The organism is Streptomyces sp. NPDC007901 (genome assembly GCF_042959465.1).
GTDB lineage: Bacteria > Actinomycetota > Actinomycetes > Streptomycetales > Streptomycetaceae > Streptomyces.
This window is the reverse complement of sequence record NZ_JBIBKW010000004.1, coordinates 599,171-612,645: the sequence shown is the minus strand read 5'-3', so window position 1 is coordinate 612,645 and position 13,475 is coordinate 599,171. Positions and strand designations below refer to the sequence as shown.

Sequence of the window (13,475 nt, the reverse complement as noted above, 5' to 3'; positions counted from 1 at the left end):
ACGGCCGGTGGCGCCGGTCGTGCCGACGACCACTCCAAAACTTGACGCATGTTCATCTTCAATCTCGGGGATACCGGCGGTAACGTCCGGCACCACCCCTCGTCCAGAGGAGATGTCATGCAACGACGCGCCAGACATCACGCGTTGTTCGACAGAGTGAGAACTCCCCGCAAGTTCCCCGGGTTCCTGAAAGTCGCATCCGTCTGCGTTCTCGTGGTCGGCCTGCTCTCCCCGCTGGCCCAGGCGACCCCGGCTGCCGCGGCCGCATCCAACGACTACTGCGGCGGGCAGTGTTCGGACATCCTGCCGCCCGGCGAGAACGGCAACGCCACTCTCGCCCAGATCCTGCTCAACCAGGCCTTCGGTACCCAGCCCAGCCACGCCGAGGACCAGCTCGGCCCCTATGCCAACCTGGCCACCGGCTACTCCACCCTCACCGACGCGAAGATCAACACGTTCTTCAACGACTCGTCGTTCGGGGTCGCATCGAGTCAAGTCGCCTCCACGGAGAGTCCGGCCGGCCGCAGCGACGTCACCATCGTCCGCGACAAGGCGACCGGTGTGCCGCACATCACTGGTACCACCAGATACGGCACCGAGTTCGGGGCCGGTTATGCGGCAGCTGAGGACCGGCTGTGGCTCATGGACGTGTTCCGGCACGTCGGGCGCGGCCAGCTCACCACCTTCGCCGGCGGTGCCGCCTCCAACCAGGGCCTTGAACAGCAGTTCTACCGAAACGCCCCCTACACCGAGGCCGACCTCCAGGCGCAGATCGACAACGCCGTCGCCAACAACGGCACCCGCGGCCAGCAGGCGCTCGACGACGCCAACGCCTACCTCGCCGGCATCAACTCCTATATCGACGCCTCCGACAGCGGACGCTACTTCCCCGGTGAGTACGTCCTGACCGGGCACAAGGACTCGATCACCAACGCCGGCACGATCGACCACTTCAAGATCACCGACCTGGTGGCGCTGGCCTCCGTGATCGGCACGCTGTTCGGCTCCGGCGGCGGTGGCGAGGTCAACAACGCCATCTCCCTGCTCGCCGCCCAGCAGCAGTACGGCGTGCAACAGGGCACCAAGGTCTGGGAGTCGTTCCGTGAGCGCAACGACCCCGAGGCCGTGCTCACGGTCCACAACGGCGAGAGCTTCCCTTACGGCACCAAGCCCTCCGACCCGAAGGGCGAGGCGCTGCCGGACTCCGGAACGGTGACCACCGAGCCGCTGGTCTACGACGCCACCGGCACCGGCGCCGACCAGAGCGCCAGCGCGGCCTCCGCCGCGGCGACCGCGACCGCGCTCAGCTCGGCCAGGCGCGGGATGTCCAACGCCCTCGTGGTCAGCGGCAAGTACACCGCGAGCGGTCACCCCATCGCCGTCTTCGGACCGCAGACCGGCTACTTCGCCCCGCAGCTGCTCATGCTCCAGGAGATCCAGGGCCCGGGCATCAGCGCCCGCGGTGCCTCCTTCGCCGGGCTGAGCATGTACGTCGAACTCGGCCGCGGCCAGGACTACGCGTGGTCCGCCACGACCTCCGGTCAGGACATCATCGACTCCTACGCGGTCGAACTCTGCCAGGACGACTACCACTACCTGTACCACGGCACCTGCACGGCCATGGACAAGGTGGAGCAGAAGAACTCCTGGACGCCCACCACGGCCGACTCCACCGCCGCCGGCTCGTACACGATGAGAGTGTGGAAGACCAAGTACGGACCCGTCCAATACCGGGCGACGGTCGGCGGGAAGAGGGTCGCCTACACCACCCTGCGCTCCTCCTACATGCACGAGGCCGACTCGATCATCGGCTTCCAGATGCTGAACGATCCCGACTATGTGAAGAGCCCGCAGACCTTCCAGAGCGCGGTGCAGCACATCAACTACACCTTCAACTGGTTCTACGCCGACTCCTCGCACACCGCGTACTACAACAGCGGTGACAACCCGGTGCGCGCGAGCGGTGTCGACCCCGAGTTCCCGGTCTGGGGCCAGGCCGCCTACGAGTGGCAGAACTGGAACCCGACCACCAACACCTCCGACTACACCCCGGCCTCCCAGCACCCCAACTCCATCGACCAGGACTACTACGTCTCCTGGAACAACAAACAGGCGCTCGACTACACGACCGCGAGCTGGGGCGACGGCTCGGTCCACCGGGGCAACCTCCTCAACGACCGGGTGAAGAAACTCGTCGCCGCCGGGGGCGTCACCCGCTCCTCGCTTGTCAAGGCCATGGCAGACGCATCGCTGGAGGACCTGCGGGGTGAGGACGTGCTGCCGAACCTGCTGAAGGTGATCAACAGCAGCACGGTCACCGACTCCACGGCCGCCGCGGCCGTCACCAAGCTCCAGACCTGGCTGACCGCGGGCGCCAAGCGCACGGAGACCTCGGCGGGTTCGAAGACGTACGCCAACTCCGACGCCATCCGGATCTTCGACGCCTGGTGGCCGCTGCTGGTGAAGGCCGAGTTCCAACCCGGCCTCGGCTCCGACCTGTACACCGCGCTCACCGCCAACCTGCCGATCGACGAGTCACCGTCGGCCGCACACGGGCCCACCGGCTCGCACGCGGGCAGCTCCTTCCAGTACGGCTGGTGGAGCTATGTCGACAAGGACATCCGGTCGGTGCTCGGGCAGACCGTGTCCGGACCGCTGGCCGCGCAGTACTGCGGCGGCGGCAGCCTCAGCGCCTGCCGGGACATCCTGATCAGCACGCTGAAGACGGCGGCCGGCACCAGCGCGTCCACGGTCTACCCCGGGGACACCCTGTGCTCGGCGGGCGACCAGTGGTGCGCCGACTCGATCGTCCAGCGCACCCTGGGCGGCATCAAGCACTACAACATCAGCTGGCAGAACCGGCCGACCTTCCAGCAGGTGGTGGAGTTCACGTCACACCGGTGACCCACTCACGGCGGCGGGGTCACACGATGCGCCCCGCCGCCAGCACCACCCGCGCCAGCTCGGGGTGCACGATGTCGCTGTGCGCCCCGGCCGGCGGGCCGCCCTTGTTCACGACCGCCGCCGCGTCGACGTTCACACAACCCGACGCGGCGAGCGGGCCGCTCAGGGCCGCCGCCAGATCCAGTGACCGCGTGCCCGGCACCGCCTGGACACCGTCATGGCCCATCGCGCCCCACTCGGCCCCCAGCACCTGCCCCAGTCCCGGGAGCCCGAACTCCTCGACCGGCGGCTCCTGCGGCGCGATCGACCGGTTCTCGTCCGCCATCCGCGAGGCCAGCGGATACAACGTGCCGAGCGCCTGGTCGAAGTGGGAGTAGCAGCACACCAGCGGACCGTCGATCCGGTTCTGCCGGCCCCGCAGCGCCCCGGCCGCGCGCGGGTCGTGGGGCAGCCGGTCGGCGAACGCGTAATGCGAGAAGGCCCCTTGCAGCAGCGTCACGGATTTGACCGCGCGCACCCCGTCCGGCAGTCCCAGCAGCGCGAACGACACCAGCCGGCCGCCGAAGCTGTGCCCGACCAGATGCACCCGCACCTCCGGCGCCGCCGCGGCCAGCCGCCCCAGCAACGGCCCGAGCCCGCGCTCCCCGACGATCCCCCCGCGCCGCTTCATCGCGTAGTACGTCGCCTGCCGCAGCAGCTCCTTCGCGCCGTCCCACGGATTCGGCAGCGCGAACCCGGCGGCCGGCTGGAGGGACGCCAGCGCCTGCGCGAACTCCCCGCACAGATCCGCCGTGTCCCCGGAGAACAGCACCGACTCGCCCTCGGACGTGCCGTCCGTGAGCGTGTCCGCCGCGAGGAGCGGCTGCGGGCCCCGGGGCCGGACGTCGACGAGCACCCTCACCAGCTGCCCGAACTGCTCCAGCCCGTCCGCCGGACGCCGCTCCAGCATCCCCGCGATCTGGTCGACCACGGTGGCCCGCTCCGGAAAGGCCTCCAGGAGAGCGCGCCGGGTGTCCTTGTCGAGTGCGGCGGCCGGGGTCTCCACCGCCTCCGCGGCCACCGCCGACCTCGGGAAGTCGGGGATCGGCTCGTCGCAGAACCGCATCGACGGCCAGATGACCCCGACGTACCCGATCTGCGCCTTCGGCGCGAGCTTCGGGATCGGCGCGAAGAACTGCCGGTACAGGGCGGTCGCGCCCGAACGGTCGTTGTTCCAGCCGTGCGCGAAGACGATCAGGTCACGGACCCCGTGGCCCGTGACCTCGCCCAGCAGCCGGTCGCGTTCGGCGCCGTCCGGATCCCCGTCGGCGTCGAAGGTCAGCTCCCAATAGGGAGTCACACTCATCCCAGGATCCGCCATACCGGGCTCCTCGTCCCCCGAACCGGTGCGATGTGCGCGCATCGTCCCGCCGACGGGCAAGGTTGGCCATACGACGCGCCTCACCTGTAGAGGAGAAATTCCTTTCGAATGCGACGGAACGCGGCCAGCTCGTCCTGCCAGGCGCCGACGACCTCGTCGGTGTCCGCGCCCGCGTCGATCAGCGTGCGCACGCTCGTGGAGCCGGTGAGCTTGTCGATCCAGCCGTCCGACCGCCAGGCGAAGCCGTCCCACACCTTCTTCGCGGTGACCAGCAGGGCGACTCCGGTACGGACGGGGTCGTAGGCGGCCCGGTCGTGCACATGGATCTGCACCCCGCCGACCGTCTTCCCCTGGAACTTCGAGAAGGTCGGCGCGAAGTACGCCTCCCGGAACCGCACGCCCGGCAGCGCGAGCTCGTTGACGGCGGCCGCCCAGCGCGCGTCGATGCCCTCCGCGCCGAGGAGTTCGAAGGGCCGGGTGGTGCCGCGCCCCTCGGACAGGTTCGTGCCCTCGAACAGACACGTGCCCGAGTAGACGAGGGCCGTGTCCGGGGTGGGCATGTTGGGGCTCGGCGGCACCCAGGGCAGGCCGTAGGCGTCGTAGAAGCGGGAACGCCGCCAGCCGGTCATCGGTACGACGTCCAGGGCGACCGGCGTGTCCAGGAACCGGGCGTTGAACAGCCGGGCCAGCTCGGCGACCGTCATCCCGTGCGCCTGCGCGATCGGCTGCCGGCCGACGAAACTGGCGAACTCCCTGTGCAGGACCGGGCCCTCGGCCGTCCGGCCGGTCACCGGGTTCGGGCGGTCCAGGACGACGAACCGCTTCCCGGCCGGCTGAGCCGCCTCCATGCAGTCGTACAGGGTCCAGATGTACGTGTAGAAACGGGCGCCGACGTCCTGGATGTCGAAGACGACGGTGTCCACGCCGGAGGCGGTGAAGACGTCGGCGAGGGGCCGGCCGCTCTTGAGGTACGTGTCGTACACGGGGAGGCCGGTCGCCGGGTCGTCGTAGCGGCCCTCGGAGCCACCGGCCTGGGCGGTGCCGCGGAAGCCGTGCTCGGGGCCGAAGACGGCGGTGAGCCGGACGCGGGGGTCGGCGTGCATGACGTCGACGATGTGGCGGACGTCCTGGGTGATGCCGGTGGGGTTGGTGACGATGCCGACCTTCTGGCCGCCGAGGAGGGAGTAGCCGTCGGCGGCGAGGCGGTCGAAACCGGTCTTGAGGTGGGCGGGGGCGTCGGCTGTCGTGGCCATGGGTACGGATGACACGGCCGCTGCCGAGGCTGCTGCGAGCAGACTTCGTCTGGAAGGGCGCATGGGTGGCCTCCGTCGTCGTCCGGGTGCGGGTCGTGTGCGGCTGGTCGCGCCCACGCGGCGGAGCCGCACATCGATACAGCCCCGCGCCCCCAGGGGGTTGCAGTGGTCGCTTCTCGAAGCGTGGCCCTGCGCACTTAGGGGGTGTGACAGTCGCCCTTTTCTCAAACATACCGACCGGTTAGTGTGTCGTTGCTGAGCCGAGTCTGGTCGCGTCGTGTCGAAGGAGACCGATGGTGGGAGCCGTGCAAGATGCCCGAGTCGTGGTCACCGGGGCGGGAGGTGGCATCGGGGCTGCGCTGGCGCGTCGGTTCGCTGCCGAGGGGGCCCGTGTCGTGGTGAACGACCTGGACGGGGAGAAGGCGGCCGCCGTCGCCGCGGAGATCGGCGGGATCGCCGTTCCGGGGGACGCGTCCGGCATTGTCGGGGCCGCCCGGGACGCGCTCGGCGGGGCCGTGGACGTGTACTGCGCCAACGCGGGGCTCGGGTCGGGTGGGTCCGAGGCGGCCGAGGACGCCGTGTGGGCCTCGGCCTGGGACGTCAATGTCATGGCGCATGTGCGGGCCGCGCAGGAGCTCGTGCCGGAGTGGCTGGAGCGGGGGAGCGGGCGGTTCGTGTCCACCGTGTCCGCCGCCGGGCTGCTCACCATGATCGGCGCCGCCCCGTACAGCGTCACCAAGCACGCCGCGTACGCCTTCGCCGAGTGGCTGTCGCTGACCTACCGGCACCGCGGCCTGAACGTGCACGCCATCTGCCCGCAGGGCGTCCGTACCGACATGCTCGCCGCCACCGGCAGCGCGGGCGATATCGTGCTGCAGCCGACCGCCATCGAGCCGGACGCCGTCGCGGACGCGCTGTTCAAGGGTATGGCGGAGGACCGGTTCCTGATCCTGCCGCATCCCGAGGTCGCCGACTTCTACCAGGCACGGGCCGCCGACCCGGACCGCTGGCTGACGAACATGAACCACATCCAGCAGAAGTGGGAGGCCGTCCGGTGAGTGAGGCTGAGACCGAGTCCATCTACGCCGCCCGGCCCTGGGCGGCGCTGCTCAACGAGGCCCAGCGCGGGCCGGTCGATCCCCCCGACTCACTGGTGCACGCCCTGCGCGCGGCCGTCGCCGAGGCACCCGACCGTCCCTTCCTCGCCTACTTCGACGCCCGCCTCAGCTTCCGCGAGGTCGACGAGCTGAGCGACTCCGTCGCCGCCCACCTCGCCGAGCGCGGCCTGGAACGCGGCGACCGGGTCGCCGTCGTCCTGCAGAACTCGCCGCACTTCGTGCTCGCGCTGCTCGGCGCCTGGAAGGCGGGCGCGACCGTGGTGCCGGTCAACCCGATGTACAAGTCGGGGGAGGTCTCCCACGTCCTGCGGGACGGCGAGGTCGCCGCGCTGGTCTGCTCGCAGCGGGCCTGGGAGTCGTATCTGCGCGACACGGCCGCCGACTCGCCGGTCAGGATCGTGCTCACCGCGAGCGAGCTGGACTTCCAGACGCGGGACGACGCGCGCGTGCTGGGTTTCGAGCGGCTGCCGCAGGCCGCCGACGCCGAGGACCTGGTCGAGGTCGCGCGGCGGGGCGGCAAGGCGCCCGAGGGGCGGGATCCGGCGCCCTCCGACATCGCGCTGATCAGCTACACCTCGGGGACCAGCGGCGCCCCCAAGGGCGCCACCAACCTGCACGGCAACATCATGTACAACGCCGAGCGGCAGCGGACCGGGCTCGCGCTTCCCGAGGCGCCGGTCTACTACGCCCTCGCGCCCCTGTTCCACATCACCGGCATGGTCTGCCAGCTCGGCGCCTGCCTGACCAGCGCGGGCACCCTGGTACTGACGTACCGCTTCGAGCCGGGCCTGGTCCTGGAGGCGTTCGCCGAGCACCGCCCGCAGTACACGGTGGGTCCTTCCACCGCCTTCATGGCCCTTGCCGCCCACCCGGACGTCACCCCGGAGCACTTCGCCTCCTTCGTGAACATCTCCTCGGGCGGCGCGCCGCTGCCGCCGGCGCTGGTGGAGAAGTTCCGCGCGGGGTACGGGCCGTACATCCGCAACGGCTACGGGCTGACCGAGTGCACCGCGCCGTGCGCTTCCGTGCCGCCGGGCCTGGAGGCGCCGGTCGACCCGGTCTCCGGGACGCTCGCGGTCGGCGTGTCCGGTCCGGACACGGTCGTACGGATCATCGACGACGCGGGCCGCGAGGTGGCCTTCGGGGAGCAGGGCGAGATCGCGGTGCGCGGGCCGCAGGTCGTGCCCGGGTACTGGCGGCGGCCCGAGGCCACCGCGGAGACCTTCCCGGACGGCGAACTGCGCACCGGCGACATCGGGTTCATGGACCCGCAGGGCTGGCTGTACGTCGTCGACCGCAAGAAGGACATGATCAACGCGTCCGGCTTCAAGGTCTGGCCGCGCGAGGTCGAGGACGTGCTGTACACCCATCCGGCGGTGCGCGAGGCGGCCGTCGTCGGCGTGCCCGACGGGTACCGCGGGGAGACCGTCAAGGCCTACATCAGTCTTCGCCCGGGAGCTGCAACCGACCCGGACGATCTCGCCCTCTATTGCAAGGAGAGACTGGCGGCCTACAAATACCCGCGCCAGGTGGAGATCCTGCCCGACCTGCCGAAGACGGCAAGTGGGAAGATCCTCCGACGGGAACTGCGTTCCCGACCGCAACAGGGTTAGCAGAGACGACGAGGAAGGCAGGTGGCGGCAGTGCCCAGGACGACGGACGGGGACGGGGCTCCCGTTCCGCAGCGGCTCCTTGCCGCCGCCACCCGGCTCTTCGCGGAGCAGGGCTACGACCGCACCTCCGTGCAGGAGATCGTGGAGGCGGCCGGCGTCACCAAGGGGGCGCTGTACCACTACTTCGGCTCCAAGGACGACCTCCTGCACGAGGTGTACGCGCGCATGCTGCGCGTCCAGCAGGAACGGCTCGACGCCTTCGCGAACGCGGACGAGCCGATCGAGAAACGGCTGCGGGGCGCGGCGGCCGACGTCGTCGTGACGACGATCGAGAACCTCGACGACGCGTCGATCTTCTTCCGGTCCATGCACCATCTGAGCCCGGAGAAGAACAAGCAGGTGCGCGCCGAGCGCCGGCGCTACCACGAACGCTTCCGCGCACTCATCGAGGAGGGCCAGCGCGAGGGCGTCTTCTCGACCGCGACCCCGGCGGATCTCGTCGTCGACTACCACTTCGGCTCGGTCCACCACCTGTCGACCTGGTATCGGCCGGACGGACCCATGGCTCCGCAGGAGGTCGCCGACCACCTGGCCGACCTGCTGCTGCGGGCACTGCGGCCCTGAGACGCGAAAAGACCGGCGGCCCCGATCACGGGGCCGCCGGTCTTTTCCTGCGCCTACAGGTACTTCTTCAGCTCCCGGCGGGCCAGCGACCGCTGGTGCACCTCGTCGGGGCCGTCGGCGATCATCAGGGTCCGGGCCGAGGCGTACAGCTCGGCCAGCGGGAAGTCCTGGCTGACGCCGCCCGCGCCGTGCAGCTGGATCGCCCGGTCGATGATGTCGACGACCGCGCGCGGGGTGGCGATCTTGATGGCCTGGATCTCGGTGTGGGCGCCGCGGTTGCCGACGGTGTCCATCAGCCAGGCGGTCTTCAGGACCAGCAGCCGCAGCTGCTCGACGGTCACCCGCGCGTCGGCGATCCAGTTGTGCACCACGCCCTGCTGGGCCAGCGCCTTGCCGAAGGCCTGGCGGGAGACGGCCCTGCGGCACATCAGCTCGATCGCCCGCTCGGCCATGCCGATCAGCCGCATGCAGTGGTGGATCCGGCCCGGGCCGAGGCGGGCCTGGGCGATGGCGAAGCCGCCGCCCTCCTCGCCGACCAGGTGGGAGACCGGCACGCGCGCGTGGTCGAAGATCACCTCGGCGTGGCCGCCGTGCGAGTGGTCCGAGTAGCCGAAGACCTGCATCGCGCGCTTCACGGTGACTCCGGGGGTGTCGCGCGGGACCAGGACCATGGACTGCTGGCGCCGGATGTCGGCGCCGTCCGGGTCGGTCTTGCCCATCACGATGAAGATCTTGCAGTCCGGGTTCATCGCCCCGGAGATGTACCACTTGCGGCCGGTGATGACGTAGTCGTCGCCGTCCCGCTCGATGTACGTGGTGATGTTGGTGGCGTCCGAGGAGGCCACCTCCGGCTCGGTCATGGCGAACGCGGAGCGGATCTCACCGGCCAGCAGCGGCTCCAGCCACTGCTTCTTCTGCGCCTCGTCGGCGAACTGGGCGAGCACCTCCATGTTGCCGGTGTCCGGGGCCGCGCAGTTCAGCGCGGTGGGCGCCAGGTGCGGGGAGCGGCCCGTGATCTCGGCGAGCGGCGCGTACTGGAGGTTGGTGAGGCCGGCGCCGTACTCGGCGTCGGGCAGGAAGAGGTTCCACAGGCCCTGCCTGCGGGCCTCGGCCTTCAGCTCCTCGACCACGGCCGGGGTGTCCCACGGCGAGGCCAGCGCCGCGCGCTGCTCCTCGGCGACCGGCTCGGCCGGGTAGACGTACTCGTCCATGAAGGCGAGCAGCTTGGCGCGCAGTTCCTCGGTGCGTGCGTCGAACGCGAAGTCCATGGCCGGTCAGCCTTCCTGAAGAGTGGTCAGTCCGTGCTCGATGAAGACGGGGACGAGCTCGCCGATGCGGTCGAAGCCCTGCCCGAGGGTCTGGCCCAGCGTGTACCGGTAGTGGATGCCCTCCAGGATCACGGCGAGCTTGAACCAGGCGAACGCCGTGTACCAGGAGATGTGCGAGACGTCCCGGCCGGAGCGGGCCGCGTAGCGCTCGACCAGTTCCTGCGGGGACGGGTGGCCGGGTGCCTCGGCCGTGGTCGACACCGGCGAGTCGGGCGCGCCCAGCGGCTGGCTGTACATCACCAGCAGGCCCAGGTCGGTCAGCGGGTCGCCGAGCGTGGACATCTCCCAGTCGAGGATCGCCTTGATCTGGTCGTCGTCGCCGATCAGGACGTTGTCGAGGCGGTAGTCGCCGTGGATGACGGTGGCCGCGGGGGAGTCGGGCAGCCGGCGGCCCAGGGTCGCGTGCAGCTCGTCGATGCCGGCCAGGTCACGGTTGCGGGAGGCGTCCAGCTGCTTGCCCCAGCGGCGCAGCTGCCGGTCCAGGAACCCCTCCGGGCGCCCGAAGTCGGCGAGGCCGACCTGCCCGGGGTCCACGGCGTGCAGCTCGACCAGCGTGTCGACGAGCGACAGCACCGCGTTGCGGGTGCGCTCCGCGCCGAGCGGGGCGAGCTGCTCGGCGGTGCGGTAGGGGGTGCCCTCGACGAACTCCATCACATAGAACGGCGCGCCGAGCACCTCCTCGTCCTCGCACAGCAGCACCGGGGCCGGCACCGGCACCTCGGTCGGGTGCAGCGCGCTGATCACGCGGTGCTCGCGCTTCATGTCGTGCGCGGTGGCGAGGACATGGCCGAGCGGGGGCCGCCGTACGACCCACTTCGCGGTGGAGTCGGAGATCGCGTAGGTGAGGTTCGACCGTCCGCCCTCGATCAGCCTTCCGGTCAGAGGACCGGTCACCAGGCCGGGGCGCTCGCGGTCGAGCAGTCCGCGCAGCCGGTCGAGATCCAGTCCGGGCGGGTGGTCGGGGCTCATGCATCGCTCCTACGAACGAATGAACAGGACCCGACTTATGATGCCGACCAGTCGGTATGTCGTCCAGCGAGTGAGCCGAAAGTGACCGGGACCACCCTAAGCCCCGGCCGGGAGACGGTGGCTCTCCGCGCGCGCACGACGGGGAGCCACCGATGGTGGACCGGGCCGGTTCAGTGGTCGTCCCAGTGGCCGTCGTGCTCGGCGTGCCGGTGCCCGTCGTGCAGGTAGTCGATGTGGTCGCCGTGCAGGACACCGGTGTGCCCGCAGCCGTCGCCGTGCCGGTGCTCGTGGTCCGCGTGGGTCACGTGCCCGTCGGGCTCGCACTCGTCCCAGTGGCCGCCGTGCTCGCGGTGCAGATGCCCGTTGTGCGCGTAGTCGACGTGGTCGCCGTGCGGCACCCGGTCGTGGCCGCAGTCCGGTCCGTGGAGGTGGCTGTGCGCGGTGTGTTCCTGATGAAGGATGGTCATGGTGCTCACCTTCGGGGGTGCGGGGTTCAGGAGAGTGGCGTGATGCCGACGGACAGGCTGCCACGCGAACCGCGCATATGCGGGCATCCCGGTTGCGTGGCGCCCGAGTACCCCGGAGGGTCGATTGCATGAAGGGGATCAGCTACAGCCGGTACGGCGGACCCGGGACACTGGAGTACGGCGAGGTCCAGGACCCGAAGGTCGGCCCCGACTCGGTGCTGGTGAAGGTCCGGGCGGCGGCCGTCAACCCGGTCGACTGGAAGTGCCGTGAAGGCCTTCTGGACGGTGTCCTGGACGCCGTCTTCCCGGTCATCCCCGGCTGGGACGTCTCCGGGGTCGTGGTACGGCCGGGGGCGGCGGTCACCGAGTTCGCGGTCGGCGACGAGGTGATCGGCTACGTCCGCGAGGACTTCCTCTCCCGGGGCACCTTCGCCGAGTACGTCGCCGCCCCGGTGCGCACCCTCGCCCGCAAACCGCGCAACCTCTCCTTCGAGGAGGCCGCCGGGCTGCCGCTGGCCGGACTCACCGCCTATCAGGTGCTGGTCCACACCCTGGAGGTCAAGCGCGGAGAGACCGTCCTCGTGCACGCCGCCGCCGGCGGGGTCGGCTCGCTCGCCGTGCAGATCGCGGCCCACCTCGGCGCCCGGGTCATCGGCACGGCGAGCGAACCCCATCACGACTTCGTACGGGGGCTGGGCGCAGAGCCGGTGGCCTACGGTCCGGGACTGGCGGAACGCGTTCGCGGACTGGCCCCGGAAGGCGTCGCCGCGGTCTTCGACACCGTCGGCGGCGAGGCCCTGACCGTCTCCGCGAACCTGCTCGCCCCCGAGGGACGGATGGCCTCGATCGCCGACCCGGACATCGTCGACTTCGGCGGCCGCTACTGCTTCGTACGGCCCGACGCCGAGGACCTGGCACGGCTCGCCGCGCTCGCCGAGCAGGGAGCGGTGACCGTCCATGTCACCGAGACGTTCCCGCTGAAGCGGACGGCCGACGCACACCGGCGCAGCGAGGAGGGGCACACCCGGGGCAAGCTGGTGGTGACCGTGGACTGGCCGGAGGAGGGCTGACTTCTCAGCCGGAGGGGGGAGTGACTCCTCAGCCCGAGGAGCGCTGAGTCCTCGGCCGGGTCCTCATACGACCAGTGCGGCGGCGCAGACCGCGATGGCGACCGTGCACAACACCGCGGCGGTCGCCCGGCGCGGGGCCAGTGCCGCGGGGCGGTCGGTGGCCGCGAGGGCCCGGATGCGGCGGTGGGCGATCAGGAGGAAGCCGAGCCACAGGGCGCAGCACAGGGCGCCGATGACGACTCCGTCGGCCGAGGCACCGTCGTGCACCGCGGCCTTCGCCGCGAGGACGCCGGCGACGGTCGCCGACAGGGTCGTACGGCGCCAGGCCAGCCGGGTCCGCTCCGGCTGGAGCCCCGGGTCGCGGGCCGGCTCCGTCATCCTTCCCACCCGACGAGCACGACGACGACCATCGCGACGGCCACCACGGCGACGACGACGCTCAGCAGGGCCGGGAACCGGGACACCGGCAGGTCCTCACCGCGCCGCATCGCGCGCTCGCAGCGCATCCAGTGGTTCACGGCGCGGAGCGAGCACAGGACGCCGGCGGCGAGGAGCGCGAGCGCGAGGCCGACGCGCCAGCCCCGGCTGAGGTCGGGCAGGAACTGGTCCACGGCGAAGCCGCCGCCGATGAGGGCGAGGGCGGTGCGCAGCCAGGCGAGGAAGGTCCGCTCGTTGGCGAGGGAGAAGCGGTAGTCGGGGGTCGTGCCCTCCTGGCGTACCTCTTCGGGGGCGAACCACAAACGGACGTTCCGCGCGAATTCGATCACGT

The 13,475-nt window shown here is 70.8% G+C and carries 12 protein-coding genes; 5 read left to right on the top strand and 7 right to left on the bottom strand.

The window, feature by feature from the left end; genetic code table 11:
* Positions 1-117: 117 nt before the first annotated feature.
* Positions 118-2,904: a penicillin acylase family protein gene (locus ACFZDK_RS17390; RefSeq protein WP_390973305.1), complete on the top strand. Its 2,787-nt coding sequence runs from the start codon at positions 118-120 to the stop codon at positions 2,902-2,904.
* A gap of 19 nt (positions 2,905-2,923) precedes the next feature.
* On the opposite strand, the gene ACFZDK_RS17385 is transcribed toward ACFZDK_RS17390, so the two are convergent.
* Together ACFZDK_RS17385 and ACFZDK_RS17380 are read right to left on the bottom strand one after the other, a co-directional pair.
* Positions 2,924-4,264 (bottom strand): serine-threonine protein kinase, encoded by a 1,341-nt coding sequence (locus ACFZDK_RS17385; protein WP_390973303.1) that lies wholly within the window; start codon positions 4,262-4,264, stop codon positions 2,924-2,926.
* 80 nt (positions 4,265-4,344) lie between these two features.
* Entirely contained in the window at positions 4,345-5,580 is a 1,236-nt protein-coding gene (locus ACFZDK_RS17380; protein WP_390973301.1) for an exo-beta-N-acetylmuramidase NamZ domain-containing protein, read from the bottom strand.
* A gap of 230 nt (positions 5,581-5,810) precedes the next feature.
* Between ACFZDK_RS17380 and ACFZDK_RS17375 the strand changes: the two genes are divergently transcribed.
* From ACFZDK_RS17375 to ACFZDK_RS17365, 3 genes are read left to right on the top strand one after another with little or no spacing between them, the layout of a single operon-like run.
* Positions 5,811-6,575: an SDR family NAD(P)-dependent oxidoreductase gene (locus ACFZDK_RS17375; protein WP_390973299.1), complete on the top strand. Its 765-nt coding sequence runs from the start codon at positions 5,811-5,813 to the stop codon at positions 6,573-6,575.
* Positions 6,572-8,248 (top strand): AMP-binding protein, encoded by a 1,677-nt coding sequence (locus ACFZDK_RS17370; protein ID WP_390973297.1) that lies wholly within the window; start codon positions 6,572-6,574, stop codon positions 8,246-8,248. Before ACFZDK_RS17375 ends, ACFZDK_RS17370 begins: the two co-directional genes overlap by 4 nt.
* 30 nt (positions 8,249-8,278) lie before the next feature.
* On the top strand, positions 8,279-8,872 hold the full coding sequence (locus ACFZDK_RS17365; protein ID WP_359209060.1) for a TetR/AcrR family transcriptional regulator: 594 nt from the start codon (positions 8,279-8,281) through the stop codon (positions 8,870-8,872).
* Positions 8,873-8,925: 53 nt separating this feature from the next.
* Here ACFZDK_RS17365 and ACFZDK_RS17360 read toward each other — a convergent pair whose 3' ends face one another.
* The 3 genes from ACFZDK_RS17360 to ACFZDK_RS17350 form a co-directional block, all read right to left on the bottom strand.
* Positions 8,926-10,140: an acyl-CoA dehydrogenase family protein gene (locus ACFZDK_RS17360; protein ID WP_390973296.1), complete on the bottom strand. Its 1,215-nt coding sequence runs from the start codon at positions 10,138-10,140 to the stop codon at positions 8,926-8,928.
* Between the two features lie 6 nt (positions 10,141-10,146).
* Positions 10,147-11,169: a phosphotransferase gene (locus tag ACFZDK_RS17355; protein ID WP_390973295.1), complete on the bottom strand. Its 1,023-nt coding sequence runs from the start codon at positions 11,167-11,169 to the stop codon at positions 10,147-10,149.
* Between the two features lie 170 nt (positions 11,170-11,339).
* Positions 11,340-11,636 carry a hypothetical protein gene (locus ACFZDK_RS17350; RefSeq protein WP_390973294.1) on the bottom strand — a complete coding sequence of 99 codons (297 nt, stop codon included), beginning with the start codon at positions 11,634-11,636 and terminating at the stop codon, positions 11,340-11,342.
* Between the two features lie 128 nt (positions 11,637-11,764).
* On the opposite strand from ACFZDK_RS17350, the gene ACFZDK_RS17345 reads away from it, so the two are divergent.
* Positions 11,765-12,706 carry a zinc-binding dehydrogenase gene (locus ACFZDK_RS17345; RefSeq protein ID WP_390973293.1) on the top strand — a complete coding sequence of 314 codons (942 nt, stop codon included), beginning with the start codon at positions 11,765-11,767 and terminating at the stop codon, positions 12,704-12,706.
* Positions 12,707-12,769: 63 nt separating this feature from the next.
* Here ACFZDK_RS17345 and ACFZDK_RS17340 read toward each other — a convergent pair whose 3' ends face one another.
* Both ACFZDK_RS17340 and ACFZDK_RS17335 read right to left on the bottom strand, forming a co-directional pair.
* Positions 12,770-13,084 (bottom strand): DUF202 domain-containing protein, encoded by a 315-nt coding sequence (locus tag ACFZDK_RS17340; protein ID WP_390973292.1) that lies wholly within the window; start codon positions 13,082-13,084, stop codon positions 12,770-12,772.
* The gene (locus ACFZDK_RS17335) at positions 13,081-13,473 is read right to left on the bottom strand and encodes a DUF202 domain-containing protein (RefSeq protein WP_355717822.1); all 393 of its coding nucleotides are present in this window, start codon (positions 13,471-13,473) and stop codon (positions 13,081-13,083) included. Before ACFZDK_RS17335 ends, ACFZDK_RS17340 begins: the two co-directional genes overlap by 4 nt.
* Positions 13,474-13,475 lie beyond the last annotated feature (2 nt).

Excerpts from the sequence above, each read along its gene's own strand:
- ACFZDK_RS17360 (WP_390973296.1), bottom strand. The coding sequence starts at position 10,140 with ATGGACTTCGCGTTCGACGCACGCACCGAGGAACTGCGCGCCAAGCTG.
- ACFZDK_RS17380 (WP_390973301.1), bottom strand. The coding sequence starts at position 5,580 with ATGCGCCCTTCCAGACGAAGTCTGCTCGCAGCAGCCTCGGCAGCGGCC.
- ACFZDK_RS17355 (WP_390973295.1), bottom strand. The coding sequence starts at position 11,169 with ATGAGCCCCGACCACCCGCCCGGACTGGATCTCGACCGGCTGCGCGGA.
- ACFZDK_RS17390 (WP_390973305.1), top strand. The coding sequence starts at position 118 with ATGCAACGACGCGCCAGACATCACGCGTTGTTCGACAGAGTGAGAACT.
- ACFZDK_RS17385 (WP_390973303.1), bottom strand. The coding sequence starts at position 4,264 with ATGGCGGATCCTGGGATGAGTGTGACTCCCTATTGGGAGCTGACCTTC.
- ACFZDK_RS17350 (WP_390973294.1), bottom strand. The coding sequence starts at position 11,636 with ATGACCATCCTTCATCAGGAACACACCGCGCACAGCCACCTCCACGGA.
- ACFZDK_RS17375 (WP_390973299.1), top strand. The coding sequence starts at position 5,811 with ATGGTGGGAGCCGTGCAAGATGCCCGAGTCGTGGTCACCGGGGCGGGA.
- ACFZDK_RS17345 (WP_390973293.1), top strand. The coding sequence starts at position 11,765 with ATGAAGGGGATCAGCTACAGCCGGTACGGCGGACCCGGGACACTGGAG.
- ACFZDK_RS17340 (WP_390973292.1), bottom strand. The coding sequence starts at position 13,084 with ATGACGGAGCCGGCCCGCGACCCGGGGCTCCAGCCGGAGCGGACCCGG.